We start from the raw sequence: 25,641 nt of genomic DNA, 5'->3' as shown, positions 1-25,641 counted from the left end.
CGCTATGGTGCTGATTCGCACCGACGACCCGCCTGCCAAGGCGGGTTTTTTGTTTCGGGCCCCTTTCGACCAAATTGGAATGCCGTCACGATTGCTGCACTATATCAGTGCATAAGCTTCGCCATGGGAAATCGCGGGGATAACGCATCTGGACGACACGGGCGTTGGGGAGGTAGTCGCTTGAAGGAAGTCAGGATACAGAAGCCGGAGCGGCAGCAGCGCCTGTTTGGCCTGTCGACGCCGCTCAGGGCCGCTGTCATTCCGCCGCTGTCGGCGGCGCGCTGGCTCCTGGTGCTGATCGTCGCCGCCGGCGTTTATTTCTTCCACGGCTTCCTGTTCCCGGTCCTTGCCGCCCTGGTGATCGCTTTCGCCAGCTGGCCGCTCTATCGGCGGCTGCTCGCCGGCGTCGGCGGCAACCGCACGATCGCCGCGACCCTTGCGATCCTGTTCATCCTGACCTTCCTGGTGGTGCCGATCGCGCTTGCCGGCACCTACGCCATCAATGAGGTGCGCGAATGGGTCGGCTGGGCGATCGAGACCAACCGCTATGGCGCGCCGACGCCGCACTGGATCGCCACGCTGCCTGTGGTAGGCGAATGGCTCAATGAACAATGGACGGTCAACGTTGGCCATCCAGGCGGTATCGGCGAACTGATCCAGCTGATCAGCGGCGCCAATATCGGCAGCATCTATCGCGGCGTGCTTGCCGCCGGCGGCAGCGCCTTCGGCCTTTTGCTGACGCTGCTGTTCATGATGATCGCGCTGTTCTTCGCCTATCGCGACGGTGAGCATTTCGCCGGGCAGGTCGATCGCCTCGGCGAACGCATCCTGCCGGCCAGATGGGAACGGATCTCACGCGTGGTGCCGGCGACGATTTCCTCGACCGTCACCGGCATGACGGTTATCGCCATCGGCGAAGGGCTGGTGCTGGGCATCGCTTACTGGCTGGCCGGCGTGCCGTCGCCGGTGACGCTCGGTGCACTGACCGGCATCATGGCGCTGATCCCCGGCGGCGCGCCGCTGTCGTTCACGCTGGTCTCGATTTACCTCGCCGCCAGCGGCTCGCCGATGGCCGGCCTGGCGCTGTTCATCTGGGGCGCCGTCGAACTCTTCGTCGTCGACAAGACATTGCGCCCGAAGCTGGTCGGCGGGCCGATAAAGCTGCCCTTCCTGCCAACCTTTTTCGGCCTGATCGGCGGCGTCAAGACAATGGGTTTTCTCGGCCTGTTCATCGGCCCGGTGCTGATGGCCCTGCTGGTCGCGATCTGGCGTGAATGGCTGCGCGAGGTGGAGCTGACCGACGAACTCGCTCCCGCCGAACCGGCGGAGCAGGAAGATGCACCGCCGCAGATCGAAATTGTCGCCGAACGCGCCGCCGCGAAAAAGAATCAGGCCGGGTGACTGACGGCGAGCGTGGCGCGGCGCTTGCGTCCCTCGTGCAACTGCCAGAGCGAATGGCCGACCAAGGTGACGATGAGGATCGTGCCGCCGATCAGGCTGTTGCGCGACGGGGTCTCGGCGAAGATCATCCACACCCAGACCGGCGCCAGCACGGTTTCTAACAGGTAGAACATCGCCACTTCCGGCCCGGAAATGTATTTCGGACCATTGGCGAGGCAGAAGAACGAGATCGGCATGATGACGGCGCCGTTGAAGACGATCCACCAGGGTGCGTTGACGTGAAAACCCACCTTGGAAACCATCAGGGCGGCGACGGCCAGCGGCAGGACGACTCCGATCAGCGCGGTGAAGCCCATATCCTTGCTGCTGGCGCGCGAGATGGTGATGGCCGCGGCGATCATGAAGGCGGAGCATAGCGCCATCAGGTCGCCGAAGAGATGCCCGGTCCCGACGGAATCACCGACGATCATCACGACGCCGGCGATCATCAATGCCAGCGCTGCGACCGTAAGGGGCTGTGGCCTCTCCTTCAGGAACAGCCACGACAAAAGGGCCGCGAACATGGTGGTGAAGGCCAGGATGAAAACGAGGTTGGCGGTCGAGGTGTTGTAGACGCCGGTGATGAAGGCGATCGAGCCGAGTCCGTAGAGGGCGGCAACGATGAGCCCTGACCGGCCCGGGATAAGCTGCGGTGCCTTTGCGCTCAGCGAGCGCCAGACGGCCCAGATGATGAGCGTGGCGACGAAGGTTGTGCCGGTGCGCAACAGCAGGATCGTCCATGCCTCGCCATCGGCGAGCCGGATCAGCGGAATGTCGACGGTCAGCGTCAACCCGCCGATGGCGGTGATCAGAAGGCCTCTCTGGTGGCCGTTGTGGGAAGACATGCAGCAATTCTCGCGATAGGCCTGGAGGCGCAAAATTGACCCGCCCGGTCTTCCAGCCGATCGGCCGGAAGCCCAGCGGCATCCTCCTCGAAACAATTTAAGGGTGAATACCGAAAGCGGAAATCAGCGCAAAACTGCTTCGTGATTGTAGCGTTCCCAGCCTTTCGGGCCGAGATGCTCCTGCGGCTGGAATCGCATCTTATAATTCATCTTGCGCGAGCCGTTGACCCAGTAACCCAGGTAGACATGGGGCAGGCCCATCGCCCTGGCGCGGGCGATGTGGTCGAGGATCATGAAGGTGCCGAGAGAACGGTCCTCGAAATCCGGGTTGAAGTAGGAATAGACCATCGACAGGCCATCGGCCATCTTGTCGGTGAGCGCCACGGCGATCAGTTCGCCCTGGCCCTTGCCGGTGATGAAGCTGTCAGGTCCGCGGCGACGGTATTCGATGACCTTGGTGTCGACATGGGTATCCTCGACCATCATGGCGTAGTCGAGCACGGTCATGTCGGACATGCCGCCACGGCGATGGCGGGCGTCGAGATAGCTGCGGAACAGCGAATACTGTTCGGTGGAGGGTTCGGCGTCGTGCATGGCGCCGACCAGATCCGAATTATGCTGTATGACGCGTTTCATGTTGCGGCTGGCGGTGAACTCCTGCGCCAGGATGCGCACCGACACGCAGGCGCGGCAGGTCTCGCAAGCCGGCCTGTAGGCGATGTTCTGCGACCGCCTGAAACCGCCCTGCGTCAATAGATCGTTCATCTCGGGGGCCTTGTCGCCGACCAGGTGTGTGAACACCTTGCGCTCGAACTGGCCCTCAAGATAGGGACATGGCGAGGGCGCGGTCAGAAAGAACTGTGGCGACTGGGTCGGGTGCTGCGTCATCGAGCCTTGGAAACACTCCTGCGAATCGTTCTACCTTTGGCGCGGACGCCGAAAAATTCAACAGGATTGTGAAAGCCTGGGTGATTGGACGTCTTCACTTTTGTGCGCAAAGGCCGCGGCCGCGCTTCAAAGCCGCTCAGCGGCCGCTGCGGCTGACGACCGTGCCGAGCAGCAGGTCGTGCAGCGTGCGCTTGCGGTCGGAAAACAGGCTCACCAGCAGGACCAGCGGCGAGAGGATGACATTGCCGGCCCAAAACAACACCGAATGAACGACGGCGGTCAGCCCGTCGATGCGGCTGCCGTCGAGCCGGTCGAGCCGGATGCCCATCATCTTCATGCCGGTGGTGGCCTGATCTTTACTGCCGAGCGTGTTCCAGATGTAGAGGATGGCGACGGCCGGCACGAGAATGGAAAACAGCATCCATCCGAGGCCGAGCGTCAACAGCCCGAACAAGAACACCAGGATCGCGAATGGAACAGTGAGCAGCGCGACGATGAAATAATCGATGACGAAGGCGAGAATGCGCCGCGTGCGCACGCCCTCATAGGCGCGAACGTCTTCGAGCCTGCTGGTGATGATTTCGCCGTCGAGAACGCGAGCGTTCATGTCATTTCCTCGTAATCGAACCCGGGTTAATGCACGGGCCGCGTATTGATGAAATGGTGAAGGTTCGCGGTGGAATCAAGATCGAGCCATTCGCCACCGTAGATGGTGACGGAGTGCCCGGCGCCGTCTGACTTGTTGAATTCATGGCGCGGATAGCGTTAGCTTGCTGCGGCGCAACAAAACGTGCCGAGCCGAGGGGACGGGGCGACATGGACTACGACATGCTGGTCATCGGCAGCGGCCCATCCGGGCGCCGCGCCGCGGTGCAGTCGGCCAAGCTCGGCAAGTCGGTGCTGGTGGTCGACAGAGGTCGTCGTCTTGGCGGCGTGTCGGTACACACTGGCACCATACCGTCGAAGACGTTGCGCGAGACGGTGCTCAACCTCTCGGGCTGGCGTGAGCGCGGCTTTTATGGACGCGGCTACCGGGTCAAGCAGGACATTTCGGTCGGCGATCTGGTCGAGCGCCTGCACAAGACGCTCGACCACGAGGTCGAGGTGCTGCAGCACCAGTTCATGCGCAACACGGTCAAGAGCGCTCGCGCCGCGGTAAAATTCCTTGGCCCCAACAAGGTCAGCCTGACCACCGACACCGGCGACTACAGCGAGGTTGGCTTCGCCCATGCGCTGATCGCGGTCGGCACACGGCCGCACCGGCCGCGCGACGTGCCGTTCGACAAGACACGGATATTCGACAGTGACGAGATGCTGGAGCTCGACCGGCTGCCGCGCACGCTGACGGTGATCGGCGCCGGCGTCATCGGCGTCGAATATGCGACGATCTTTTCGGCGCTCGACGTGCCGGTGACGCTGGTCGAGCCGCGCAATACCATATTGGATTTCGTCGACCGCGAGATCGTCGACGACTTCATCCATCAGATGCGCGACCGCGGCATGACCATCCGCTTAGGCAGCGCCGTCAAGGAGATCGCCTCCAAACCCGATTATGCCGAGGTGATGCTGGCAGACGGCCGCACCATACGTTCCGAGATGGTGCTTTATGCTGCCGGGCGTACCGGCAATGTCGGCAGCCTGGGCTTGGAAGCGGTCGGCATCGAGTCCGATTCCAGAGGCCGCATCAAGGTCGATCCGCAGACCTTCCAGACCAGCGCGTCCAACATCTATGCCGCCGGCGACGTCATCGGTTTTCCGAGCCTGGCCTCGACCTCGATGGAGCAGGGCAGGGTGGCCGCTTGCCACGCGTTTGGCGTGCCGTTGCCGCCGCCGCCCGAAACCTTTCCCTACGGCATCTACGCCGTGCCGGAAATCTCCACCGTCGGCCAGTCGGAGGAGCAGGTGCGCGAGAGTGGTGCTGCCTACGAGGTCGGCGTGGCGCGGTTTCGCGAGACATCGCGCGGCCACATCATGGGCGTCAATACCGGCTTCCTGAAGCTTCTGTTCTCGATCGAAACACGCCGTCTGCTCGGCGCCCATATCGTCGGCGAGGGCGCGACCGAACTCATCCACATTGGCCAGGCGGTCATCAATCTCGGCGGCACCGTCGACTTCTTCGTCAACAACACCTTCAACTATCCGACGCTGGCCGAAGCCTACAAGATCGCCGGGCTGGACGCCTGGAACCGCATGGGGCGAGGATAGCTTCGAGGCTCATCGATCTGACGTTGCAACGGCGACCGCAGGATCCGCCAGCCATTGCCTGACGATCTCGGCGTCCGGATCGCCGATTTCATGGCCGGAGGCAATGGTGTGGGTCTCGACCTTGGCGCCATGCGAACTCAGCAGGGCGGCCAACACCGCCGCGAATGGCGCATAGGTCAGGTCGGCGGCGCCGGCGATGATCAACGCCCGCGCCTTCGACAGGTCGGCCGGCGGCACCTCGTCAAGCACCGGCATCGGACGCAGCAATGCGGCGCGCTCGATCAGGCCCGGATGCAGCAGCATGACGCTTGAGACCAGATTGGCGCCGTTCGAATAACCGACAAAGGTCGCGCGGCTGAGATCGAAGCGGTGGCGCTTCGCGATGCCGTCGACGAAGCCCGCGAATGCGTCCGCCTCCGCACGGATGCTCGCCTGTTCGAAACGCGTCGGGGTGATTCGCGTGAACCAGCGGAACCCGCCCTCCTGAGGGATGCGGCCACGGACCGCAACCAGCGCCGCATGCGGCGCGATTTGCCGACCAAGCGGCAGCAAGGTCGTCTCATCGACTCCCGATCCATGCTGGAGGAACAGCCAGTCACCGGGTAAATTGGCGGGTCGATGGAGCCGGTAGAAAAAGCCTGAATTTTCCTGCAAAATACCGTCTTCGAGGCTCTCCTCGGCCATAGTCACATCCTTTTGATTTCGCGTTACTTTCGTTAATTTGCCGGCTTCAAAACGAAATATTTTCAAGCTCCGCGAAAGTTGATTGAACCGGGCGCATTTCAGTCCGTTTCTTTGCCGATATAATCCCCGCGGGAGGGATCGAAGCAGTGTGCGCCGGGTGGTCGCATGCCGGCATGAACAACCAGCTTTAAGGCCTTTTATCGATGACCATGCCAGTTTCGCCGGAACGCGATACGCGTATTGACGTGTTCCGGGCTCTCGCCCTCCTGACCATATTCATCGACCATGTGCCGGGCACCGTTTTCGAAACCCTGACCTACAAGAATTTCGGGTTTTCGGATGCGGCCGAGGCCTTCGTGCTGATCTCCGGCATGTCCGTCGCTCTCGCCTACGGCACCAAATTCCAGCCGGGAAACCGGCTGATTGCAACGCTGAAAATGTGGCGCCGCGCCGGCGTGCTCTATGTCACCCACATCGTCACGACGATGGTGGTCATGGCTATCTTCTGCGCGGCGGCGGTGTTTGCGAAACGGCCGGACCTTCTGACGCTGATCAACATCGAGCCGCTCGTCAGAAACCCGCCACAAGTCCTGGTCGGCATCGTCACGCTCGGCCATCAGCTCGGTTACAACAACATACTGCCGGTCTATGCAGCGCTGCTGTTGATGGCGCCGGCCTTCCTGCTGTTCATCAGCTATCGGCCACTGGCGGCGCTTGCCGTATCCGCAGCCCTTTGGCTGCTTGCCGGAATCTACCAGATCGCGCCACCGAACTACCCGGAGCCCGGGTTCTGGTTCCTCAATCCGCTGTCATGGCAATTGCTGTTCAATATCGGCATGGCCAGCGTGTTGCATGTGCGGCGCGGCGGCACCATCCCGGTCAATCGCTGGCTGGTCGGCGCCGCCGCCGCCTATGTGCTCACGGCGCTCGTCTGGGTGCACAGCCCGCTGTGGGGGCATGTGTCATGGCTCGACCTGCCGGTGGTGCTGACCGGTTTCGACAAGACATTCCTGTCGTTGCCGCGACTGCTGCACATCCTGGCGATGAGCTACCTGGTCGTCGCCTTGCCTTCCGTCTCGAACCTGTTCCGCACCGGTCGTGACAATCCGCTCGCCATATTGGGCAAACGCTCGTTGCCGGTTTTCATTGCCGGAACGGTGATTGCCATGGCGGCGCAAGTGATGAAGCTGATCAACCCGGGCGGCATTGCCTATGACAGTCTGCTGCTCGCCGCCGGCATCGCCATGCAGTTCGCGCTCGCCTTCTATCTGGAGTGGCTGTCTGCCATCGGCTGGTCCGGCAAGGGCAAGCCGGTCCGCAACGAGGCGCCGCCTGGCCGTCCATCCTTTGGCATCGGTCCCATGGCGGCCAATAGATAAGATTTGGAGCCGATCTGCCCAGTCAGCCTGTACTTGGCGGCGGTCCGGACGATGCCCTGACGACAAGTTCGACGTCGAGCGTTTCTCGCCGCACTGTGCCATCGAAGTCGAGGATTCTTCGCGCTGCCCGGCGGCCGATCTCGGCGATCGGCTGGGCGATGGTGGTGAGCGGAGGCTCGCAAATTGCGGCTTCAGGCACGCCGTCGAAGCCGACGACGGAAACATCGCGGGGAACCGTGATACCCCGTGCGTTGAGCCATTCCAATGCCACCATTGCGATCCGGTCCGACATCGCCAGGATGGCGGTCGGCGGTTCCGCCGAGGCGAAGATGGTTTCGAGACCAGCCCTTGTGCTCGCCTTGTCGTTTTCGGTCTCGTAGACCGGCACCTTGGCGGTGTCGACACCAAATTGGGAAAGCTCTTCGAAATAGCCGAGGAGGCGGTCACGGGTCCCGGTATAGGCCGCCGTCCGGACCTGCTCGGGCGAGACAAGACCGGTGCTGTCGTCGGCGAAGGCCAGCGACAACACGGCGAAGCGGCGATGTCCAAGTACCGCCAGATGGTGCGCCGCCAGCCGGCCGCCGGCAACATTGTCGATACTGATCGCCGAGACCGTGTCGTCCTGCGAGCCGAACTCGAGCGCGACGAAGGGGAGCTTTCGTTCGCGTGTCAGCTCGACGAGGCGCGGACCGCCCTCGATGCAGAACAGGATGAAGCCGTCGACCAGGGCGCTCTGGATGTTCCAGGCAAGTTTTTCCTCGTTGCCAGCTGACACCAGGGCAATTCCCGCGCCGGTGGCGTCGCAGGCCTCCGAAATGCCGGCCATCATCACGCGGGCAAAGGGGTCGTCAAAGAAATAGGACAGCGGCTCGGTGGTGGCGACGCCGATCGCATTGACCTTGCCGGCACGCAGCAGGCGGCCCTTGGGATCGGGGCCGGCATAGCCCAGCGCCTCGGCCGCCGCCTTGACCCGCTCGCGGACTTCCTCGCGCACGATTTCGGGACGGCTGAAGACATTGGAGGCAGTGCCGTGTGATACGCCCGCGGCTTTGGCGATGTCGGCCAGCCGGATGGGCCTCCTGCTGCCTTCGGTGAGTGATGCCATTTGTTTGTCTCCGGGACTCCGGTCCAACAGTATCGCCGATTACCTAACACCTTCCTTGGATCGATTCAAATTTTTGCTTGACATTTATGGTGCGGCGCGTATACTTTGAATCGATCCAAGCGCGCTTTCGTCCGCAGGTTGGATCGATACAAGAGGAGAGTGCCATGCACCCCGTCAATTATCTGTTCGAGGACATTTACCGGAACGACTGGAGCATCCGCTCGAGCGCGGAGGCCCGGAAGCGGCGCGACAGGACCGGTCCGTGGATTCGCGACCTGCGTTTCCTGAAGCGACGCGAGTGGAGCTGATTGGCAGCGCATTTTTTCGCCTGCTGATTGGATCGATTCAAATAAGCTAGAGGAGATTAAGCCATGCACCCGATCAAGCATCTGTTCGAAGACATCTATCGCAATTATTGGGGCATCTCGCCGGCCACCGAACGGCCGGAGCGACGGCGTGTGGTCAAGACGACCAAACGCGACGGCCAAGTTCGGCCCGAACGTCCGCGAGACTGAGCTGGCAAGACAGAGCTCGTGGATCGAGGGCGCCGCCATTGGTTGCCGCATCAATGGCGGCGCGGACGCACCAGCGCCGAGGCGGCCATCACCAGCCAGCCGCCGATCAGCAAGGTGCCGCCGATCGGCGCCGACATCGGGAACAGCCGCGAGCCAAGGAAGTCGCGAGCGAGGAGATCTCCCGAGAACAGCAGAAGCCCGACGAGGAGGATGAGGCTTCCGCTTCGCAGGATGATATTTCCTCCGAGCAGCCCGACGACAAGGAAGACCGGCGCATGCATGAGCAGGAAGGACGCGGCCGTGCCGACGAAAGCGCCGCCGAGATGTGCCGACGCCGCCGAAAGCACCACGCCGGTTGCGCCGCATAGGCCGCCGGCAAATATCAGAATGCGGCCGCCTGCCGCGTGTTCATCCGTGCTCATTTCCACGCCTCCGTAATTGCTGGCGACCGCCTGAGATAGCGCTGCGAACCGTGTCAGGATTTGCCGGCTTCCGCCAGCATGTCGCGTTCGCGGCGCGACTGGACCAGCCAGTTATAGGCCGCTCCGCCTGCCATCAGCACGGATGTGCCGAGAAACACCGCGCGCATGCCGAAATGGCCACCAACGAAGCCGCCGAGCAGCGGTCCGGCGACCTGACCGACATATTGCGCCGAGATCGACAAGCCCAGCACATTACCGCCGACGCCGTCGGGCACATTGTGGCGGATGACGCTGGTGATGCAGGGCAAAAGACCGCCAAGCGCCACGCCCATCAGGAAACGCAGGCCGACGAGCTGCCAGCCTTGCGTGACGAAGGCCTGCGGGATCAGGAGCAGCGCCGAGACTGCGAGCGCGGCAACGATGACGTTCCAGTGGCCGATACGGTCGGCGAGCTTGCCGAGCCGCGACGCCGACAGGATGGCGCCGAGCGCTGCCGCCGACATGACGATGCCGGAGACCAGCGTGACCTGGCTCGGATCTTCGATGAGCTGCTGGACATAGACGGTGATGATCGGCTCGATCGACATGGTGGCGAAACTCAACAGCGTCCCGGTCGCCAGCATGGCGACGACGGGGCGCTTGTCGGGAATTTGCGACCAGCCGCCTTTCGCCTTTTCTTCTGACGCGGCCTTGGCGGCAACCGGGCGAGGGGCCTCCTTGATCAGCAAGGTGGTTGCCAGAAAGGCCAGGAAAATGACGCCGCCGGCGAGCAGGAATGTGGCGCGGATGCCAATCAGCGGCGGCAGCGCGCCGCCGAGCAGCGGGCCGACCAGGGCACCGGCCGTGATTCCGGCCGACAGCACGCCCAGCGCCCAGCCGGAGCGATCCTTCGGCGTCTGCATGGCAACCAGGATGGTCGAGCCCGAAGAATAGCCGCCGGCAAAGCCGATCAGCAGGCGCAAGAACACCAATTGCCAGACAGTCTGCACCATGCCGGTCAGCGACATGCACATCGCCATGCCGAAACTGGCGCGCACCAGCATCAGTTTGCGGCCGTAGCGGTCGCCTAACCGCCCCCACAGGGGTGCGACCAGCGCGGCAGCAAGGAAAGTGGCGCCGTAGGCGATGCCCGACCACTGCACGATCGCCGCATGGCCCTCGGCGCCCAGCTGTTCGACGTAGAGCGGCAGGAACGGCAACAGCAGCGTCATCGCTGCGAGCGTGCTGAACGAGCCAGCAAAACACACGGCGAGATTGCGGCGCCAGTGGACGTTATGCGTGCCTTGCACGGCGAGGGTGGCGTCTTGCGGCATGTCAGAGACTGCTGTCGTTGGGTTGCTGCGGATACCATTTTGGGATACCAAACTGGTATCCGTCATGGACGCAAGGCTGGTCGCTGTCAATGCGGTCCCTGCAAAGTGATCGCCAGTAATGGCCGGTGAGCAGAGGGCCAATGAACCGGCTCCAACAAACGGAACGCCAATGTCGCAGATGCAGAACGTCGAAAAGCAGCTTCGCGAGATGATCCTCGGGCTCGAGATCGGTCCCGGCGAGCGGCTGACGGAGCGCTGGGTCGAAAGCCGCTTCGGCGCCTCGCGCACGCCGGTCAGGGCGGCGTTACTGCGGCTCGAGACCGAAGGCCTGATCTGCCGCGACGGCCGCGGCTGGACGGTCTCGCCCATCAATCTTGCCGAGCTGGAGCAGATCGCCGTCTATCGCGAGGCGGTCGAGGTCGCGGCAGTCAGGCTGACTTGTGCCTTGCAGGACAGGGGTGCCGTCGAAATCATCGAGGCGATGCTCGATTCCTGCGACGACCAGACGCCGCGCGAGGAATGGCATCGTGTCGGCATGGATTTTCATATCGAGCTGGCGCGCCTGTCAGGCAACGAGTTCCTGTTCAGAGCGGTTCGTGATGCGATGACGCGCCTGTCGCGCGCCCGCTGGCTCGAGGTTCGCGACGAGGCAGCGCTTGGCCGTGCCTGGGCCGAACACCATGCCATTCTGTCGGCGGTGCGGGCCGGCGATGCCGATGGGGCCGCCTGCCTGCTTTCATCTCATATCGACGGTAGCCGCGACCGGCTGGTGACGTCGTTGCGCAACGACCGGCGCGGCCTGCGCGCCAGGGGATTTGCCGTCGTCGCTTGAGTGAGGATCGGCGGCCATTGATCACGAAAAAGGCAGATGAGCGAAGAAAGCTACTTTCGGTCTCGCTTCGCAAATGCCGATGGCGTAAGAGCGGCGATGGAAAACAACCGATTTGACACACCCGTGACCGTCAAGGGCGCGGCGGGAAGCAATCAGCTCTTGCGTACGGCCCGCGAGGCTTCCGACTACCTCCTCAACAATTGGCCCGGCAAGCGCAGCCCCAAGCACCGCGAAGCGCTGCAAGCCTGTCATGATGCGCTGGCCGGCGACAAGCCGGCCATGAACGCAAGACGGGCCTTCATTGCCGCCGCCCGCGAAGTGAACGTCTTCGTCAGCGACAAGGCGCCGGCCTGAGGCATAGCGGGGACTTGATCGAGACCCGGGCCGCCTGACAGGCCTGATATCATCACTCGGCCGTTTCGGTGTTGGTTTGGGACTCGCTTTCGCCCTCGGGCTTCGAGCGCTCCTTGGCCGCGACCTTGGCAGCCTGCTTTTCCGCCTTCTTGGCAGCCTTCTGCCGGTCGCGTTCCTTGCGTTCCTGACCGTAGTTCGGTGCTCGTGCCATATCGTTTCCTTTCATTGTGCTTGGCCTTTGCCTAGGAGCATTGGGCCACAAACACAACACCGCAAGGCACGATCGGCTCCATATCTCGTCGCAGTCCGGGGAGCCCCGCTTCAGGGCGTTTTTTCAGGCGCCGTCCCGGTCGAGGACGAGATCGGCGGGCCCGAACCGGTCCTTTGCCGTGAATTGCTGGTGCCAGTAGGGATAGAGCACGGGCGGCCTGCTGACCACGTCGAGGCGTGTGCGCTCCTCATCGCCGAGCACCAGGCTTGCAGCAGCGATATTGTCCTTGAAATGCGCTTCGGTTCGTCCGCCGATCACCAGCGAACTGACGGCGGGCCGGCCAAGCAACCAGGCAAGCGCCACCTGCGCTGCCGACACGCCGTGGTTCTTGCCGATATCGATCAGCACGTCGACGATCCGCCACAGCCGGTCCTCGTCGCGGATCGGCGGTTCCGACCAGCCGCTGAGCTGGCGGGCGGTCGGCTGGTCACGGTGATATTTGCCGGACAGCAATCCGCCGGCGAGCGGGCTCCAGACCAGCACGCCGAGCCCCTGGTCGACCGAGATCGGCAACAATTCATACTCGGCCTCGCGGGCTTCCAGCGTGTAGTGGATCTGCTGGGTGACGAAGCGCGGCTGGTGATGACGGTCACTGATACCGAGCCCCTTCATCACCTGCCAGCCGGAATAATTGGAACAGCCGACATAGCGGACCTTGCCCTGCGCGACCAGCGTGTCGAGCGCGGCGATGGTTTCCTCGAGCGGTGTCAGGCCATCCCACTCATGCAGGAAATAGATGTCGATGACATCGGTCCTGAGGCGCTTCAGGCTCCTCTCGCATTCGCGGATCAGATGATAGCGCGACAGGCCTTCATCATTGGGGCCTTTGCCGATCCGCATGCGCGCCTTGGAGGCGATCAACACGTCGCCCTTGCGCTTGCCGCAGAGCGCCTCGCCGATGATCTCCTCCGACACCCCGTTCGAATAAACGTTGGCGGTGTCGATGACGTTGATGCCCGCATCGATGCAAAGGTCGATCATCCGGCGCGCCTCGTCGAGGTCGGTCTTGCCGACCGCCGAAAACGCGCCGCCGCCGCCGAACGTCATGGTGCCCATGGTCAGCGTCGAAACCTTCAGCCCGGAACGGCCGAGAGTGCGGTATTCCATGTCGTATCCTCATGATTTTATCGGGAAAGGGCGTTTCAAACGACAGCCCTGAATGAACCGGGCATTTGTAGGATAATTCGTTCCGCTTGTCGCCCGTGTTGCAGGGCAACATCGATCACATCTTACGGATTGGGCGCGCAGCCAGCGCAACAGCGGCTGCAATAAAACCGTCATTGCCGGCCTATACTAACATCGGTTCAGCGCTTCGATTTCCGGCCGCCGGGCCGGGCGGCAGAGCGCCTGACAGCGGCCGACACGGCCTGTAAGCGGAGCAGCGCAAATGACCGAGATAAAACAGAATTCCCCGGCCAGGGACTGGCTGGAAGCGGAACTCGCCGACACGCTCGACGAAGATTATGAGCTGGAAATCTCTGAGCCGGCGCTGTCGATGGAGATCGCCAAGATCTATAAGAATGCGCATCCGCCATCGATCGACCGCCTGCAATATTTTCGCGATCTGATCACGCTGCAATCCGAATTGATCAAGCTGCAGTCCTGGGTCGCCTATCACAAGAAAAAGCTCGTCGTGGTCTTCGAAGGCCGCGACTCGGCGGGCAAGGGTGGCGTCATCAAGCGCATCACCCAGCGGCTTAATCCGCGCATCTGCCGCGTCGTAGCACTTCCGGCACCGACCGAGCGCGAGAAGTCGCAATGGTATTTCCAGCGCTACGTTCCGCATTTGCCGGCCGGCGGTGAGATCGTGCTGTTCGACCGCTCCTGGTACAACCGCTCCGGCGTCGAGCGGGTAATGGGCTTTGCCCAGCCGGATCAGGTCGAGGAGTTCTTCCGCGACGTGCCGGATTTCGAACGCATGCTGGTCCGCTCAGGCATTACGCTTGTCAAATACTGGTTTTCGATCACCGATGAGGAGCAGCAGATGCGCTTTTTGATGCGCATCCACGACCCGATGAAGCAATGGAAACTGTCGCCGATGGACCTCCAGTCGCGCGTGCGCTGGGAGCAGTACACCAAGGCCAAGGAAGAAACCTTCGCCCGCACCAACATCCCGGAAGCTCCCTGGTTCATCGTCGAGGGCAACGACAAGAAGCGGGCGCGGCTGAATTGCATCGACCATCTCCTCAAGCAAATGCCCTATGAGGAGGTGCCGCACGAGGAGATCACACTGCCCGAGCGCGTCTTCAATCCCGAATACGAGCGCCAGGTGCTGCCGCGCGAACTGTACGTGCCGGAGAAATACTGACTAAAGCAGCGAGGAGGGGCGCTGCCTCCGTGGGCAGCGCCCTGCAACAAGCTAGGCGCGCTCGATGATGACATGCGTGGCCTTCGGCGTCGCGACCTGCTCGCTGCAGCGGTAGCCGAGCTTGGGCATGTCGATGCCGGCAAAAAGGCTCTCGCCTGCGCCGAGCAGGACAGGTGAGATCGCCAGATGCATCTCGTCGATGAGCTTTTCCTTGAGATACTGCCGGATCGTAGAAACGCCACCGCCCAGCCGTACATCCTTGCCGTCAGCCGCTGCTTTCGCCTTCTCCAGCGCTGAGTGGATGCCGTCGGTCACGAAATAGAAGGTCGTGCCGCCCTCCATGACAATGGGATCCCGCTGATGGTGCGTCAGCACGAAGACCGGCACGTGGTATGGCGGATTGTCTCCCCACCAGCCTTTCCAGCTCTCGTCAGCCCACTCGCCGCGGATCGGCCCGAACATGTTGCGGCCGAGGATCCATGCGCCGACATTCTCGAAGCTGCGCGCCGCGAACGTCTCGTCAGTGTCCGTGGTCCCGCCATCCTTGCCGAGGACCATCTTGCGGAAGGTGCGGGTGCCGAACATCCATTCGTGCAGGGCTTCGCCGCCAACACCCAGCGGGTTCTTGAGGTCTTGGTCGGGACCGGCGCCGAAGCCGTCGATCGACAAGGTGAAAGCGCTGACGCGAAGTTTGGACATGAGAGCCTCCTTGATAACCAATTGTGAGATGCAAGCAGTTATCGGGTAGCTTAACTGATTGCATTTTGCAAGCGGTTTTTTGAATCGCCGGGGCCAATCGCTTCCAAATCATGTTGGAATGACCAATCTCAATGTTGGCGCCGCCCCTCATCCGCCTGCCGGCACCTTCTCCCCGTATAGTGACGGGGCGAAGGGGCTGGCCGCAACCTCGGCGATGTTTTTGCAACGCTGGAGATTGGCGAAATCTTTTGCGAACGCGTCTTTCTCCCCGTCACTATACGGGGAGAAATGCCCGGCAGGGCAATGAGGGGCAGCGCAAACCTGAAGCGATTGCCCTGCGGTGGCCATGTCGCGCTTTGGACGAAGGAACGTTACTCGATGTGGGCGCTACGGAGGCGCATCACCCCTTCAGCATCTCAGCCACTTCCGGCGCGAAATAGGTCAGGATGCCGTCGCAGCCGGCGCGCTTGAAGGCCAGCAGCGATTCAAGCATCGCCTTTTCCCCGTCGATCCAGCCATTGGCGGCGGCGGCCTTGATCATCGAATATTCGCCCGACACTTGATAGGCGAAGGTCGGCATCTGCAACTCGTCCTTCAGCCGGCGGATGATGTCGAGATAGGGCAGGCCGGGCTTGACCATCAGCATGTCGGCGCCCTCGGCGAGATCCTGCTCGGCCTCGCGCACCGCTTCGTCGGAATTGGCGTGATCGATGTAATAGGTCTTCTTGTCGCCCTTGAGCAGGCCGGCGGTGCCGACCGCCTCGCGGTAGGGGCCGTAAAAGGCGGATGCGAACTTGGTCGCATAGGACATGATCGCTACATCCTGAAACCCATTGGCGTCCAGCGCATCGCGGATGGCACCGATCCGGCCGTCCATCATGTCCGAGGGGGCGATGATGTCGGCCCCTGCCGCCGCCTGGATGACGGCTGCTGCCGTCACCTGCTCCACCGTTTCATCATTGACGATAATGCCGTCGCGCAAGATGCCGTCATGGCCATGCGAGGTGAACGGGTCCAGCGCCGCGTCGGTGATGATGCCGATCTCCGGCACCGCGCGCTTGATGGCGCGGGTGGCGCGGTTGATGATGTTTTCCGGATCGAGGATGTGCGAACCGGTCTGATCGCGCAGGCCGAGCTCGACATTGGGGAAAGTGGCGATCGCCGGAATGCCAAGCTTAGCCGCGCGCTCAGCCTCCTTGACGGCGAGGTCGAGCGACAGGCGGAAGACGCCGGGCATGGCGGCGATCGGTTCGCGCACTTGTCTGCCGTCGACGACAAAGATCGGCCAGATCAGATCGTCGACCGAGAGCCGGTTCTCCTGGACAAGGCGGCGCGACCAATCGGCCTTGCGCATGCGCCGCAGCCGCCGGCTGCCGGTGATCTCGTCGACGCTGCGCGCGCCGGCAGGCTTTGCAGGGGTGAATTTGTTCATCGCCAAAACTCCGGATCGGGCGACTTTTACCACGAGCCTCCGCTGCTGACCAATGCGACACGATTGTGCCAGCGGTCCTGTCGGGCGCTATTCTGGTTGGCCATTGCCTGACAGGATCTGCGCAGCACCCCGCATGGCGACGCGGAATGCCTCGTCGAAGTTGACGCCGCGCACTTGCCACTTGTAGGTCTTGCCGGCCATGGCAAGCCGCCAATCGGCGATCCAGCCCAACTCCTTGTCGCTCCAGACTAGGCTGCCGGCCAAGAGCTCTTGGTTGCCGACAGTTCTCGCAAGCAATTCGGGTGAGAGCGCACGCACCTGTTCGAAAATCGCCCCGGTTTTTACCAGAGCGGCCTTGCTTGGAATGACGATCTTCATCGCCAACGGTCCGGCTGCCGATTGAAAGGACTCTGCCATATAGGGGCTTTCGTCTCCGTCGCTCGCCAAGACAAAATGCTGGCGTGCATCTTGCACAGCCAGCAGTACCGAGATGATCGGCCGCTCGCCGAGCCACGGCTTGCTGCCGAGCTCAGCAAGCACTTTATCGATCACCGGCGGCGTGTACTGGCAAGTGAGATCGTGCGGCCGGTCGTACGTGCCTTGATCATCATGGTTTGGAATACCTTCCATGCGATCGCGGTAGCGGAAGCTGCTGACGAAGCTGCCGGCCTTGTCGCGCAGTGCTGTCATCTGAGGTTTCGCCGGCAGGCGCTGGTCGCCGGATACCCGCACCAGCACTTTGTCGAGGCAGACCTTGAAGCCGGCCTGACGATGTTCTTCTCCCTGACCATTGACGATGGTTTGCGACTGGTAGAGTTCGGCGAGGCTTGTCGCCAAGGCTGGATGGCCAGCCAGGCAGGTGCCGATCAACCCGATTGCCATCAGCGCAGGGCGCGAAAATCGAATCATAGACGACGTCCCGTCGGTGCGCGTTGCAACGCGCCTGCCATGACTTTTTCGTCATTGCTGCCTCTAGCCATCGATTGTTAGCACCGGCGTCCGGTCCGGGCCAGAGGCTGCGCTGGCGTGCCCGCCATTGACGCGGCCATGCGCCACGCTTTAGCACTTCACTCCCGGCGGGGCGCGGGGAGGGTTCTCTGGCGATGGATTTTGGCGGAGGCGACGAGATTCGCTTCGAAAGATTGGGCAGGGCCGGCGTCGTCACGCTGACGCGGCCGCAGGCGCTCAATGCCGTAACCCACCGCATGGTCAAGGCGCTGGACAAGGCGCTGCGCAGCTGGGAGCGTGACGACGGCATTGATGTCGTTGTCGTCAAGGCCGAGGGCAGGGCGTTTTCGGCAGGCGGCGACATCCTTCATATCTATGAGGCCGGCCGGGCAGGAAAGCCTCCGGTCGATTTCTTCGCCGACGAATACCGGCTGAACGCCCGTATCGCCCGTTTCAAAAAACCCTATGTCGCGCTGATCGACGGCATCGTCATGGGCGGCGGCGTCGGCATCTCCTTCCATGGCTCGCAGCGGGTGCTGACCGAGAACGCCCAGTTCGCCATGCCCGAGGTCGGCATTGGCTTTTTCCCGGATGTCGGCGCCAGCCATCTGTTGCCGGATCTCGGCGGCAGCTTCGGCATGTATCTGGCGCTGACCGGCAACCGCATCCGCCATGGCGATGCTTTGTGGTCGGGCCTGGCCACGCATACGATCAGAGCGGAGGATCAAGCTGGCTTTCTCGACCGGCTGGCGGCAAGCGGCGACCCGGAATCGGTGCTGCGCGGCTGCTTCGTCCCGGCCAAACGCGAGACCGACATGCCGACGCTCGAAGCCATCGCCAGGCATTTCGCGCAGCCGTCGCTGGCCGATATCGTCGCCAGCCTGGAGCGGGCAGCCACTGCCGACGAGTTCGCGGCAAAGACGCTGGCCACCATCCGCACCCGGTCGCCGACCAGCCTGCATGTCGCCTGGCGCCAGATCAGCGTCGGGCAGACGTTGTCGATGGACGAGTGCATGAAAATGGAGTTCCGTATCCTCAACCGCATGCTTGCCGGGCACGACTTCTATGAAGGCATCCGCGCTGCCATCATCGACAAGGGCTCGACGCCGCAATGGCGGCCGGCAGGCATCGATAACGTCAGCGCCGTGGACGTCGAAGCCTATTTCGCACCGCTCGGCGAACGGGAACTGAAGCTGTGAGCGACGTCGCCTCGAGACGCGTGGTGCTGCAGCCCTCGACGGTCGAGGTCATCTTCGCCTGGTTCCAGCGCGTCATCGCCGGCTACTGCCTGCTGTTCGGCATCTTGTACTGGATCCGGCTGATCGGCTTTTACCCCGGCCCGTTGTGGCGCTTCGACCTGATGCCGGTGCACTGGCAGGTGGCGGCGGTGGTGCTGGCGGTGTTTTTTCCATTCGCCGCCGCCGGCCTGTGGATGCTGGCGTCCTGGGGGCCGGTGATCTGGTTCATCTGCGCGGTGACCGAGACGGTCATGTATGCCGGCTTCCCCGAGCTGTTCGGCCACCGGCTGCTGATCGTCGCCTCGCATCTTGCGGTGGCGCTGCTCTACATCGTATTCCGCGTGGTGATCTGGATCCAGAAGCGGCAGGCCCGGCGATAGCAATTCCGGTCAAGGATCGGTGGCTAAATCTTTAGGTTAATTATCCTTGCTCGGGTGACCGTCCGTTAAGCCTCTTTCGAAACCCCTTACCGGTAAGCTCTTGTTAGCCTTGGCGTTTAAGTCGAATTTTATGAGTATTCGATAGTGTCGCGATCAAGGTGAAGAACAAAAAATCACCGGGCGACAAACGAGAGGCAAAGACAATGATCAATTCGCGTCCGGCGGCGAAGACCGCCAACGTATCCGATGACCGCCGCGAGGCGATCCGTTCGCTGTACATGGAATCGCTGCAGCTGGTCGAGCGGCTACACCGCCGTCTGCTTGACGTGATCAAGGACGAATTCGACCGCAACGGCCGCTCCGATATCAACGCCATCCAGGCGCTGCTCCTGTTCAACATCGGCAATTCGGAGTTGACGGCCGGCGAGCTGCGCTCGCGCGGCTATTATCTCGGCTCGAATGTCTCCTACAATCTGAAGAAGCTGGTCGATCTCGGCTTCATCAACCACCAGCGCTCGCGCATCGACCGCCGTTCGGTGCGGGTTTCGCTGACGCCGAAGGGCAATGAGGTGGCGGAGGTCGTCGCCGGCCTATATGAGCGCCATGTCGGCTCGATCGAGCAGGTCGGCGGCATCAACACCGAAGAGTTCAAGCAGATGAATCGCGCCCTGCAGCGGCTGGACCGGTTCTGGAACGATACCATCGCTTACCGGATGTAGTCGCACCCGCCGCATAAAAATCCGAAGCTGGACCACGGGAGCGCTGCCGCGGAGCGGACCAAAGGCCGGTGCCGAAAAGCACCGGTCTTTCCGTTTCGTCAGGCCGGCCGATCCAAATTCGAGCAACAGCCACGTTGCCGCCATATTCCAGTGGAACCGAAGATGCGGGTGATGCTGGGGCCAAAGCCGTGCATTTGTCCTGTGCTCAAATCACTTCCCATGTGTTTTTACACCGAAGTGATGCGGGCCATGGTTGGCTAATTGTTAAGAAGCCAACTCTAGAGTGCGGGCGAGACCGCCCGGTAGGTTGAATTGTAGCAAGAATGTCTGGACCGTCCATGAGAACCAGCCGCCGTTTCTTCCTTTCAGGAGCCTCCGCGCTCGCAGCCGCTATGGTCGCCGGCCGTGCCAGTGCGCAGGATGTGATCGGAGATATCCTGAAATCCTCGGCCCGCGGCAATTGGGACGACCAGTTCGACGCCCGCCCCAGCCAGGGCGGCAAGGTGGCCTCGACGCTGCCGATCTTCAGCCTGCAGACCGTTTCGTTTACCGAGCAGGCGGTCGCGCAATACCAGAACATTGTCGCCCAGGGCGGCTGGGAGCCGGTTCCCGACACCAAGAAATTGCAGCTCGGCGTCGACGATCCCGACGTGGTCCCGCTGCGCAAGCGTCTGATGATTGCGGGCGATCTGGCGCAGAGCGCCGGCATTTCGACAGCCTTCGATTCCTACGTCGACTCCGCGGTCAAGCGCTTCCAGGCGCGCCATGGCCTGCCTGCCGACGGGACGCTGGGCCAATATTCTTATGCCGCGATGAATGTTTCGGCGCCAATTCGGCTCGGCCAGTTGCAGACCAATCTGCAGCGGCTGCGCGAGCGCGCCGGCACGCTGGGCAACCGTTACGTGCTGGTCGACATTCCAGGCGCCCAGATCGAAGCCGTTGAGAACGATCGCGTCGTGCTGCGCCATACCGCAATCGTCGGCAAGATCGACCGGCAGACGCCGATCGTCAATTCCAAGATCAACGAGATCATCGTCAATCCCTACTGGAACGCGCCGGTCTCGATCGTGCGCAAGGACATCATTCCGCTGATGCGGAAGGACCCCAACTATCTCAAGGACAGCCACATCCGTCTGTTCGCGCCGGATGGCAGCGAGGTTGATCCGCTGACCGTTGACTGGTCGACCGACGACGCCGAGAAGTACCGCTTCCGCCAGGATCCGGGTGCTGGCAACGCGATGGCCTCGGTCAAGATCAATTTCCCCAGCCCGGACGGCGTCTACATGCACGACACGCCGCAGCAGAGCCTGTTCGGCAAGATGATGCGCTTCGATTCATCGGGCTGCGTGCGCGTCCAGAATGTGCGCGATCTCGTCACCTGGATTCTTCGCGATACGCCGGGTTGGAACCGTCAGCACTTCGAGGCAGCGATCAAGAGTGGCGAGAACGTCCCGGTGCAGGTCACCAATCCGGTGGCGGTCTATTTTCTCTACATCTCGGCCTGGTCGACGGGGCCGGGCGTGGTGCAGTTCCGCGACGACATTTACGGCCTCGACGGGGCCAACGAGCTGCAGATCACATCGGCGCTCTAAACAGCTGAGTTCATTTGCAAAAGGCCGCCGGAAGGGCGGCCTTTTTTATTGTCGCCGTCGCGCTCTGAGCTTTGCGCATGATTCCGAAAATCGGTTCGCCACGGACCATATGCAAACCACGCGGCGCTGTTCACCGAGATCACGCTCACCGAGGCCCTGCTGAAGGGTCGGCAGGCAAGGAAATAGAGGCCGCCAGTCTCTCTGGCGCAATCCGGCCAGCAAATTTCGCGCAGCAAACGTGGCGGGCCGAAAGCAACTGTGTTAATGGCGCGACAGACCCCGAACCTTGAGGATTTCAGCCCATGGCAACAGCAGCGGCAGTGTCGAACAAATTCGAATCCTTCTTCGAAACCACGCTTGCCGATGCCGACCCCGAGATTTTCGGCGCCATCCGCAACGAACTCGGCCGCCAGCGCCATGAGATCGAGCTGATTGCCTCGGAAAACATCGTCTCGCGCGCCGTGCTCGAGGCGCAAGGGTCGATCATGACCAACAAATATGCCGAGGGCTATCCGGGCAAGCGCTACTATGGCGGCTGCCAATTCGTCGATGTCGCCGAGGAACTGGCCATCGAACGCGCGAAAAAGCTGTTCGGCTGCAACTTCGCCAACGTCCAGCCGAATTCCGGCAGCCAGATGAACCAGGCGGTGTTCCTGGCGTTGCTGCAGCCCGGCGACACCTTCATGGGCCTCGACCTCAATTCCGGCGGCCACCTGACGCATGGCTCGCCTGTCAATATGAGCGGCAAATGGTTCAAGGTTGTCTCCTATGGCGTGCGCAGGGAAGATCATCTGCTCGACATGGATGCGATCGAGAAGACCGCCCATGAGACCAAGCCGAAATTGATCCTGGCCGGCGGCACCGCCTATTCACGCGTCTGGGACTGGAAGCGTTTTCGCGAGATTGCCGATTCGATCGGTGCCTATCTGATGGTCGACATGGCCCACATCGCCGGCCTGGTCGCCGGCGGCGTGCATCCTTCGCCGCTGCCGCATGCTCATGTGGTGACCACCACGACGCACAAATCGCTGCGTGGGCCGCGCGGTGGCATGATCCTTTGCAATGACGAGGAGATTGCCAAGAAGATGAATTCGGCCGTCTTCCCCGGCCTGCAGGGCGGACCGCTGATGCATGTCATCGCCGCCAAGGCGGTGGCTCTGGGCGAAGCGCTGAACCCGAGCTTCAAGATATATGCGGAGAGCGTCGTCGCAAATGCCAAGGCGCTGGCCTCCAGCCTGCAGGAAACCGGTCTCGACATCGTCTCCGGCGGTACCGACAACCATCTGATGCTGGTCGATCTGCGTCCCAAGAACGCCACCGGCAAGCGCGCCGAAGCTGCCCTTGGCCGCGCTAACATCACCTGCAACAAGAACGGCATCCCCTTCGATCCGGAAAAGCCCTTCGTGACCTCGGGCGTTCGGCTCGGCACGCCGGCCGGCACCACGCGCGGCTTCGGCCAGGCCGAGTTCCGTGAGATCGGCAAGCTGATCGCCGAAGTGCTGGATGGACTGAAAGTCGCCAATTCCGACGAGGGCAATGCTGCCGTCGAGGCAGCCGTGAAGGCCAAGGTAGCGGTATTGACGGATCGTTTTCCGCTTTATCCGTATCTTGGTTGACGCAGGGCGTCGTTCCCCAACTGTGACGGCGCCGATCAACTGGACACGGCGGCATCTCGGAGAGGCTTGATGATGATGCGAATTTTCCGTTTCGCCAGCGTTGGCGCCTTGCTCACCTTAGCCATCTCGCACCAGTCCGGCCTCGCTTTGGCACAGACCGAGCTGACCCCGGCAGCACCCAAGACAGAGACCTTCGGCAGATGGTCCACCACGGTGGACGTGGTCAACACCGGTGAGGATGTGCGCAAGACCTGCGCCGCCTCGACGGTCTTTTTCGACGCAAACGGCACCAGCGGCACCCTTACGCTAGCCATCTCGAATGGCGACGTACTGCCGCCCGAGGGCTATCCGAGCCTCATCATCGCCGTGAGAAACGGTGACTTGCCTAAGGGCGACAACATCCCGGCGGTGTTCCGCGACGTCAACGACAAGATCAAGGCTGGTTTTCATCTTATCGCCGACGGCCAGTGGATAGTGAACAACAAGCCCGAGACAACGCTCGCCATACTGCGTGCCATGCGCCGTACCAGCGCCCTCGATGTCAGCTTCGCCGACAAGCCGGTCGCGACCATATCGATGGACGGCTTCACCAAGGCCTATCGCTATCTCGGCACGTCCTGCGGCTTCCCGACCGGCGATGTCGCTCCCTGATTGGCGTATTGCCGTCCAACTGATTGCCGCTCTCGCAATTTTCCTCGTGCCTCGCTATCTCTGAGGCGCGATCGGTCATCGGCCATACTTTGCCATCGTGGCAAAAACCTCTAAGCCTTTCGCTCCACGAGAATCGCGAACCGAAGGCTCTCCATGCGCTGCCCTTATTGCCAGTCCGAAGATACGCAGGTGAAGGATTCGCGCCCTGCCGAAGACGGCGCGGCGATCCGCAGGCGGCGCGTCTGCCCGGATTGCGGCGGCCGCTTCACCACTTTCGAGCGGGTACAGCTGCGCGACCTCGTCGTGGTGAAGAAGTCGGGACGCAAGGTGCCGTTCGACCGCGACAAGCTGCTGCGTTCGGTCGAGATTGCGGTACGCAAGCGCAACGTCGACCCGGAGCGCATCGACCGCGCGGTGACCGGCATAGTGCGCCAGCTGGAGAGCTCGGGCGAGACCGAGGTCGCCTCCGGCGAAGTCGGCCGGCTGGTCATGGAGGCGCTTAAGTCGCTCGACGATGTCGCCTATGTGCGCTTTGCCTCCGTTTACCGCAATTTCCGCGAGGCCAAGGATTTCCACGACGTGTTGGGCGAGCTCAAAGGCGACGAGCTCAAAAGTGACGAGCCCAGGGGCGGAGAGCTGAAGAGCGAAGAGGACGCCGGCTGAGCATGGCAGGGTCCGAGCGCAGCACGGCGAAGCAAGAGGTCCTCGATCGCCGCTATATGGCGGCAGCCCTCAGGCTGTCGCGCAAAAATGCCGGCCGGACGTCGACCAATCCTTCCGTCGGCACGCTCATCGTACGCGATGACGGCGACGGGCCAATGATCGTCGGCAGCGGCGTCACGGCCGTCGGCGGCCGGCCGCATGCCGAAACCGAGGCGCTGGCCGAGGCCGGTGAGCTGGCGCAAGGCGCCACCGCCTATGTAACGCTGGAGCCTTGCGCCCATCATGGCCGCACGCCGCCTTGCGCCAATGCGCTGGTCAGCGCCGGCGTGGCGCGGGTGATTGGCGCTGCCAGCGATCCGGACCCGCGTGTTTCCGGCAAGGGCTACGCCATCTTGCGTGCCGCGGGCGTCGAGGTGATGGAAAAAGTGCTGGCGGCCGAGGCCGCGGAGCAGATGGCCGGCTATTTGATTCGATCTCTGAAAAAACGCCCGGAAGTGATTCTGAAGCTTGCGCTTTCGAGCGACAATAAGATCGGCGTGAAAGGCGAGGGGCAGGTCTCCATTACCGGCGATATCGCGCGGCGCGAAGTCTATCTGATGCGCGCCGAAGCGGACGGCATATTGATCGGCATCGGCACCGCGCTGGAGGACGATCCGGCCCTGACGGTGCGGCTGCCGGGACTTGAGAACCGTTCGCCCGCGCGCATCGTGCTCGACCGCCAGATCAGGCTGCCGGAGACCTCGAAGCTGGTTTCCGGCGTCGACCGGGTCCCGCTCTATGTCGCCGCGTGTGCCGAGGCCGATCCACGTCGGCGGGCCGCGCTCGAACGCACCGGAGTGCGCTTCATCGGCACTGAGACGTATGAAGGCGATATTGCGCTGCCGGAACTGCTCGAGGATCTGGCGGCGCTGGGCATGGCGAGCGTGCTGGTCGAGGGCGGCGCCAAGGTGGCCAAGGCGTTCCTCGACGAACAACTCGTCGATCGCATCGTGCTGTTTCAGGGGCCGGATGCGATCGGCGAGGACGGCATTGCATCGCCGATAGATGCCAACCATATCCCGCCGGGATTTCGCAAATTGCGCGACATGCGTTTCGGCGAAGACACATATGCCGAATGGACAAGAGACATTTAGGACCGAACT

The 25,641-nt window shown here is 62.4% G+C and carries 28 protein-coding genes; 16 read left to right on the top strand and 12 right to left on the bottom strand.

Annotated elements, in window-relative coordinates; translation table 11 throughout:
- Window positions 1–180 precede the first annotated feature (180 nt).
- A complete protein-coding gene (locus NKH43_RS07150; RefSeq protein WP_352857219.1) occupies window positions 181–1,401 on the top strand; it encodes an AI-2E family transporter in 1,221 nt (406 codons plus the stop codon).
- Here the strand turns inward: NKH43_RS07150 and NKH43_RS07145 are convergent.
- The 3 genes from NKH43_RS07145 to NKH43_RS07135 form a co-directional block, all read right to left on the bottom strand.
- Window positions 1,389–2,285, bottom strand: a complete 897-nt coding sequence (locus NKH43_RS07145) for a DMT family transporter (RefSeq protein ID WP_352857217.1) — start codon at window positions 2,283–2,285, stop codon at window positions 1,389–1,391. The two genes, NKH43_RS07150 and NKH43_RS07145, sit on opposite strands and share 13 nt — an antisense overlap.
- Before the next feature lie 123 nt (window positions 2,286–2,408).
- Window positions 2,409–3,173, bottom strand: coding sequence for an arginyltransferase (locus NKH43_RS07140; protein WP_352621047.1), 765 nt, complete (start codon window positions 3,171–3,173; stop codon window positions 2,409–2,411).
- Window positions 3,174–3,309: 136 nt separating this feature from the next.
- Entirely contained in the window at window positions 3,310–3,780 is a 471-nt protein-coding gene (locus NKH43_RS07135) for an RDD family protein (protein WP_352857214.1), read from the bottom strand.
- 209 nt (window positions 3,781–3,989) lie between these two features.
- On the opposite strand from NKH43_RS07135, the gene sthA reads away from it, so the two are divergent.
- A complete protein-coding gene (sthA, locus tag NKH43_RS07130) occupies window positions 3,990–5,378 on the top strand; it encodes a Si-specific NAD(P)(+) transhydrogenase (RefSeq protein ID WP_352845133.1) in 1,389 nt (462 codons plus the stop codon).
- 9 nt (window positions 5,379–5,387) lie between these two features.
- Here the strand turns inward: sthA and NKH43_RS07125 are convergent, their stop codons facing one another.
- Window positions 5,388–6,062 (bottom strand): alpha/beta hydrolase, encoded by a 675-nt coding sequence (locus NKH43_RS07125; RefSeq protein WP_352857212.1) that lies wholly within the window; start codon window positions 6,060–6,062, stop codon window positions 5,388–5,390.
- A 203-nt stretch (window positions 6,063–6,265) separates the two neighbouring features.
- On the opposite strand from NKH43_RS07125, the gene NKH43_RS07120 reads away from it, so the two are divergent.
- Window positions 6,266–7,441 (top strand): OpgC family protein, encoded by a 1,176-nt coding sequence (locus tag NKH43_RS07120; RefSeq protein WP_352857210.1) that lies wholly within the window; start codon window positions 6,266–6,268, stop codon window positions 7,439–7,441.
- A gap of 22 nt (window positions 7,442–7,463) precedes the next feature.
- Here the strand turns inward: NKH43_RS07120 and NKH43_RS07115 are convergent, their stop codons facing one another.
- Window positions 7,464–8,546 carry a LacI family DNA-binding transcriptional regulator gene (locus NKH43_RS07115; RefSeq protein WP_023717257.1) on the bottom strand — a complete coding sequence of 361 codons (1,083 nt, stop codon included), beginning with the start codon at window positions 8,544–8,546 and terminating at the stop codon, window positions 7,464–7,466.
- Window positions 8,547–8,710: 164 nt separating this feature from the next.
- Between NKH43_RS07115 and NKH43_RS07110 the strand changes: the two genes are divergently transcribed.
- Both NKH43_RS07110 and NKH43_RS07105 read left to right on the top strand, forming a co-directional pair.
- The gene (locus NKH43_RS07110) at window positions 8,711–8,854 is read left to right on the top strand and encodes a hypothetical protein (protein ID WP_023717258.1); all 144 of its coding nucleotides are present in this window, start codon (window positions 8,711–8,713) and stop codon (window positions 8,852–8,854) included.
- A gap of 63 nt (window positions 8,855–8,917) precedes the next feature.
- Complete coding sequence (locus tag NKH43_RS07105) at window positions 8,918–9,061, top strand: hypothetical protein (RefSeq protein WP_352481237.1); 144 nt, start codon at window positions 8,918–8,920, stop codon at window positions 9,059–9,061.
- Window positions 9,062–9,111: 50 nt separating this feature from the next.
- Here NKH43_RS07105 and NKH43_RS07100 read toward each other — a convergent pair whose 3' ends face one another.
- Window positions 9,112–9,483: a DUF423 domain-containing protein gene (locus tag NKH43_RS07100; RefSeq protein WP_352845125.1), complete on the bottom strand. Its 372-nt coding sequence runs from the start codon at window positions 9,481–9,483 to the stop codon at window positions 9,112–9,114.
- A gap of 53 nt (window positions 9,484–9,536) precedes the next feature.
- Window positions 9,537–10,796, bottom strand: coding sequence for a multidrug efflux MFS transporter (locus NKH43_RS07095; protein WP_023717261.1), 1,260 nt, complete (start codon window positions 10,794–10,796; stop codon window positions 9,537–9,539).
- Between the two features lie 169 nt (window positions 10,797–10,965).
- On the opposite strand from NKH43_RS07095, the gene NKH43_RS07090 reads away from it, so the two are divergent.
- Together NKH43_RS07090 and NKH43_RS07085 are read left to right on the top strand one after the other, a co-directional pair.
- A complete protein-coding gene (locus NKH43_RS07090; RefSeq protein ID WP_352856124.1) occupies window positions 10,966–11,628 on the top strand; it encodes a GntR family transcriptional regulator in 663 nt (220 codons plus the stop codon).
- A gap of 96 nt (window positions 11,629–11,724) precedes the next feature.
- Window positions 11,725–11,982, top strand: a complete 258-nt coding sequence (locus NKH43_RS07085) for a DUF982 domain-containing protein (RefSeq protein ID WP_023674477.1) — start codon at window positions 11,725–11,727, stop codon at window positions 11,980–11,982.
- A 52-nt stretch (window positions 11,983–12,034) separates the two neighbouring features.
- Here NKH43_RS07085 and NKH43_RS07080 read toward each other — a convergent pair whose 3' ends face one another.
- Together NKH43_RS07080 and NKH43_RS07075 are read right to left on the bottom strand one after the other, a co-directional pair.
- On the bottom strand, window positions 12,035–12,193 hold the full coding sequence (locus tag NKH43_RS07080) for a hypothetical protein (protein ID WP_292656176.1): 159 nt from the start codon (window positions 12,191–12,193) through the stop codon (window positions 12,035–12,037).
- A gap of 123 nt (window positions 12,194–12,316) precedes the next feature.
- Window positions 12,317–13,360 carry an aldo/keto reductase gene (locus NKH43_RS07075; RefSeq protein WP_352857207.1) on the bottom strand — a complete coding sequence of 348 codons (1,044 nt, stop codon included), beginning with the start codon at window positions 13,358–13,360 and terminating at the stop codon, window positions 12,317–12,319.
- 280 nt (window positions 13,361–13,640) lie between these two features.
- Here NKH43_RS07075 and ppk2 point away from each other — a divergent pair, with 280 nt between their 5' ends.
- Complete coding sequence (gene ppk2 / locus NKH43_RS07070) at window positions 13,641–14,561, top strand: polyphosphate kinase 2 (RefSeq protein WP_352491852.1); 921 nt, start codon at window positions 13,641–13,643, stop codon at window positions 14,559–14,561.
- 51 nt (window positions 14,562–14,612) lie between these two features.
- Here ppk2 and NKH43_RS07065 read toward each other — a convergent pair whose 3' ends face one another.
- The 3 genes from NKH43_RS07065 to NKH43_RS07055 form a co-directional block, all read right to left on the bottom strand.
- Window positions 14,613–15,260, bottom strand: coding sequence for a dihydrofolate reductase family protein (locus NKH43_RS07065; RefSeq protein ID WP_352857204.1), 648 nt, complete (start codon window positions 15,258–15,260; stop codon window positions 14,613–14,615).
- A gap of 400 nt (window positions 15,261–15,660) precedes the next feature.
- Complete coding sequence (hemB, locus tag NKH43_RS07060; RefSeq protein WP_023717267.1) at window positions 15,661–16,692, bottom strand: porphobilinogen synthase; 1,032 nt, start codon at window positions 16,690–16,692, stop codon at window positions 15,661–15,663.
- 87 nt (window positions 16,693–16,779) lie between these two features.
- On the bottom strand, window positions 16,780–17,601 hold the full coding sequence (locus NKH43_RS07055; RefSeq protein WP_352495302.1) for a DUF2066 domain-containing protein: 822 nt from the start codon (window positions 17,599–17,601) through the stop codon (window positions 16,780–16,782).
- Between the two features lie 194 nt (window positions 17,602–17,795).
- Here NKH43_RS07055 and NKH43_RS07050 point away from each other — a divergent pair, with 194 nt between their 5' ends.
- The 8 genes from NKH43_RS07050 to ribD all read left to right on the top strand — a co-directional run bounded on the left by NKH43_RS07050 (window position 17,796) and on the right by ribD (window position 25,632).
- Window positions 17,796–18,839, top strand: a complete 1,044-nt coding sequence (locus NKH43_RS07050; RefSeq protein ID WP_352495303.1) for an enoyl-CoA hydratase/isomerase family protein — start codon at window positions 17,796–17,798, stop codon at window positions 18,837–18,839.
- On the top strand, window positions 18,836–19,258 hold the full coding sequence (locus NKH43_RS07045) for a DUF6163 family protein (protein WP_352495304.1): 423 nt from the start codon (window positions 18,836–18,838) through the stop codon (window positions 19,256–19,258). The genes NKH43_RS07050 and NKH43_RS07045 overlap by 4 nt, the downstream gene beginning before the upstream one ends.
- A 203-nt stretch (window positions 19,259–19,461) precedes the next feature.
- On the top strand, window positions 19,462–19,977 hold the full coding sequence (ldtR, locus tag NKH43_RS07040; RefSeq protein ID WP_023674486.1) for a transcriptional regulator LdtR: 516 nt from the start codon (window positions 19,462–19,464) through the stop codon (window positions 19,975–19,977).
- A gap of 338 nt (window positions 19,978–20,315) precedes the next feature.
- Window positions 20,316–21,569 carry a L,D-transpeptidase family protein gene (locus NKH43_RS07035; protein ID WP_023717271.1) on the top strand — a complete coding sequence of 418 codons (1,254 nt, stop codon included), beginning with the start codon at window positions 20,316–20,318 and terminating at the stop codon, window positions 21,567–21,569.
- A gap of 302 nt (window positions 21,570–21,871) precedes the next feature.
- A complete protein-coding gene (gene glyA, locus NKH43_RS07030) occupies window positions 21,872–23,185 on the top strand; it encodes a serine hydroxymethyltransferase (RefSeq protein WP_352857201.1) in 1,314 nt (437 codons plus the stop codon).
- A gap of 69 nt (window positions 23,186–23,254) precedes the next feature.
- Complete coding sequence (locus NKH43_RS07025; protein ID WP_502897822.1) at window positions 23,255–23,836, top strand: invasion associated locus B family protein; 582 nt, start codon at window positions 23,255–23,257, stop codon at window positions 23,834–23,836.
- Window positions 23,837–23,989: 153 nt separating this feature from the next.
- Window positions 23,990–24,499, top strand: a complete 510-nt coding sequence (gene nrdR, locus NKH43_RS07020) for a transcriptional regulator NrdR (protein ID WP_352481231.1) — start codon at window positions 23,990–23,992, stop codon at window positions 24,497–24,499.
- Between the two features lie 2 nt (window positions 24,500–24,501).
- A complete protein-coding gene (ribD, locus tag NKH43_RS07015) occupies window positions 24,502–25,632 on the top strand; it encodes a bifunctional diaminohydroxyphosphoribosylaminopyrimidine deaminase/5-amino-6-(5-phosphoribosylamino)uracil reductase RibD (protein WP_352857199.1) in 1,131 nt (376 codons plus the stop codon).
- Window positions 25,633–25,641: the final 9 nt, after the last annotated feature.

Origin of the sequence: Mesorhizobium sp. M1163 (genome assembly GCF_040318415.1) — a bacterium.
In the GTDB taxonomy this organism is placed as follows: Bacteria; Pseudomonadota; Alphaproteobacteria; order Rhizobiales; family Rhizobiaceae; genus Mesorhizobium.
Note: the sequence above shows the minus strand (reverse complement) of the source record. Positions and strands in the feature narration are given on the sequence as shown.

Excerpts from the sequence above, each read along its gene's own strand:
- NKH43_RS07135 (WP_352857214.1), bottom strand. The coding sequence starts at position 3,780 with ATGAACGCTCGCGTTCTCGACGGCGAAATCATCACCAGCAGGCTCGAA.
- nrdR (WP_352481231.1), top strand. The coding sequence starts at position 23,990 with ATGCGCTGCCCTTATTGCCAGTCCGAAGATACGCAGGTGAAGGATTCG.
- NKH43_RS07090 (WP_352856124.1), top strand. The coding sequence starts at position 10,966 with ATGTCGCAGATGCAGAACGTCGAAAAGCAGCTTCGCGAGATGATCCTC.
- NKH43_RS07145 (WP_352857217.1), bottom strand. The coding sequence starts at position 2,285 with ATGTCTTCCCACAACGGCCACCAGAGAGGCCTTCTGATCACCGCCATC.
- NKH43_RS07105 (WP_352481237.1), top strand. The coding sequence starts at position 8,918 with ATGCACCCGATCAAGCATCTGTTCGAAGACATCTATCGCAATTATTGG.
- hemB (WP_023717267.1), bottom strand. The coding sequence starts at position 16,692 with ATGAACAAATTCACCCCTGCAAAGCCTGCCGGCGCGCGCAGCGTCGAC.
- ppk2 (WP_352491852.1), top strand. The coding sequence starts at position 13,641 with ATGACCGAGATAAAACAGAATTCCCCGGCCAGGGACTGGCTGGAAGCG.
- sthA (WP_352845133.1), top strand. The coding sequence starts at position 3,990 with ATGGACTACGACATGCTGGTCATCGGCAGCGGCCCATCCGGGCGCCGC.
- NKH43_RS07125 (WP_352857212.1), bottom strand. The coding sequence starts at position 6,062 with ATGGCCGAGGAGAGCCTCGAAGACGGTATTTTGCAGGAAAATTCAGGC.
- NKH43_RS07075 (WP_352857207.1), bottom strand. The coding sequence starts at position 13,360 with ATGGAATACCGCACTCTCGGCCGTTCCGGGCTGAAGGTTTCGACGCTG.
- NKH43_RS07025 (WP_502897822.1), top strand. The coding sequence starts at position 23,255 with ATGATGATGCGAATTTTCCGTTTCGCCAGCGTTGGCGCCTTGCTCACC.
- NKH43_RS07095 (WP_023717261.1), bottom strand. The coding sequence starts at position 10,796 with ATGCCGCAAGACGCCACCCTCGCCGTGCAAGGCACGCATAACGTCCAC.
- NKH43_RS07065 (WP_352857204.1), bottom strand. The coding sequence starts at position 15,260 with ATGTCCAAACTTCGCGTCAGCGCTTTCACCTTGTCGATCGACGGCTTC.
- NKH43_RS07035 (WP_023717271.1), top strand. The coding sequence starts at position 20,316 with ATGAGAACCAGCCGCCGTTTCTTCCTTTCAGGAGCCTCCGCGCTCGCA.
- NKH43_RS07080 (WP_292656176.1), bottom strand. The coding sequence starts at position 12,193 with ATGGCACGAGCACCGAACTACGGTCAGGAACGCAAGGAACGCGACCGG.
- NKH43_RS07100 (WP_352845125.1), bottom strand. The coding sequence starts at position 9,483 with ATGAGCACGGATGAACACGCGGCAGGCGGCCGCATTCTGATATTTGCC.
- NKH43_RS07140 (WP_352621047.1), bottom strand. The coding sequence starts at position 3,173 with ATGACGCAGCACCCGACCCAGTCGCCACAGTTCTTTCTGACCGCGCCC.
- NKH43_RS07110 (WP_023717258.1), top strand. The coding sequence starts at position 8,711 with ATGCACCCCGTCAATTATCTGTTCGAGGACATTTACCGGAACGACTGG.
- NKH43_RS07115 (WP_023717257.1), bottom strand. The coding sequence starts at position 8,546 with ATGGCATCACTCACCGAAGGCAGCAGGAGGCCCATCCGGCTGGCCGAC.
- ldtR (WP_023674486.1), top strand. The coding sequence starts at position 19,462 with ATGATCAATTCGCGTCCGGCGGCGAAGACCGCCAACGTATCCGATGAC.
- glyA (WP_352857201.1), top strand. The coding sequence starts at position 21,872 with ATGGCAACAGCAGCGGCAGTGTCGAACAAATTCGAATCCTTCTTCGAA.
- NKH43_RS07120 (WP_352857210.1), top strand. The coding sequence starts at position 6,266 with ATGACCATGCCAGTTTCGCCGGAACGCGATACGCGTATTGACGTGTTC.
- NKH43_RS07085 (WP_023674477.1), top strand. The coding sequence starts at position 11,725 with ATGGAAAACAACCGATTTGACACACCCGTGACCGTCAAGGGCGCGGCG.
- ribD (WP_352857199.1), top strand. The coding sequence starts at position 24,502 with ATGGCAGGGTCCGAGCGCAGCACGGCGAAGCAAGAGGTCCTCGATCGC.
- NKH43_RS07055 (WP_352495302.1), bottom strand. The coding sequence starts at position 17,601 with ATGATTCGATTTTCGCGCCCTGCGCTGATGGCAATCGGGTTGATCGGC.
- NKH43_RS07050 (WP_352495303.1), top strand. The coding sequence starts at position 17,796 with ATGGATTTTGGCGGAGGCGACGAGATTCGCTTCGAAAGATTGGGCAGG.